Here is a 588-nt window from a genome sequence, read left to right as displayed (position 1 = left end):
CATAATGAAGGGCTTTTTCTGAGACATTGTTTTAGACAATTCTAATTTCAACAGAACAAGCGCGGAGAGTTAACTGCAGTTCTGCTTCTCTTTTGTATCACCTCAGAGGGCGGTAATCAGGATACACACTGAACAATAAATATTGCTTATACAAAAAAGGTGAAAGCTATGCTGAAACATAGGGTCATACTTACATTTTACACCGCTTTGTTTGTAACGGTATATTTCACTAGTTTTATACATGAATTTCCAAGCTTTCTTTTGATCGTAAGTATTTGCCTTTCAATATTTCTTTTCATTTATGACGGATTAAGAGGTATCGGTGTTAAAGGAGTACTTCCTACGGCAGTCTATGTTTGCCTTGCCATTATTACTGCTATCTTGTTGGCGATTATCGAAGAGCATGCAATTATTGTAAAAGATCCAATGATTTTAAAGCAAGCTTGGATTCATAGCGCAATGTTCTACGTAATACCATTTTTGGTGACTGACATGGTTTCAGCTTTTTTCGTTAAGCAAAACCAGAAAAGTTGAGTATTGTTCAATCAAATGAAGAGGCTATTACAAGATGAAAGTTTTGTAGTAGCC

1 protein-coding gene is annotated in these 588 nt (G+C 35.5%); it reads left to right on the top strand.

Features of this window, described 5'->3' with window-relative positions; genetic code table 11:
* The first annotated feature begins 168 nt into the window (after window positions 1-168).
* The gene (locus tag CAFE_RS07725; RefSeq protein WP_128743089.1) at window positions 169-534 is read left to right on the top strand and encodes a hypothetical protein; all 366 of its coding nucleotides are present in this window, start codon (window positions 169-171) and stop codon (window positions 532-534) included.
* Window positions 535-588 lie beyond the last annotated feature (54 nt).

It is taken from the genome of Caproicibacter fermentans, assembly GCF_009746625.1.
Classification (GTDB): Bacteria; Bacillota; Clostridia; order Oscillospirales; family Acutalibacteraceae; genus Caproicibacter; species Caproicibacter fermentans.
The sequence above is the reverse complement of the archived record's forward strand: the minus strand, read 5'-3'. Positions and strand labels throughout refer to the sequence as shown.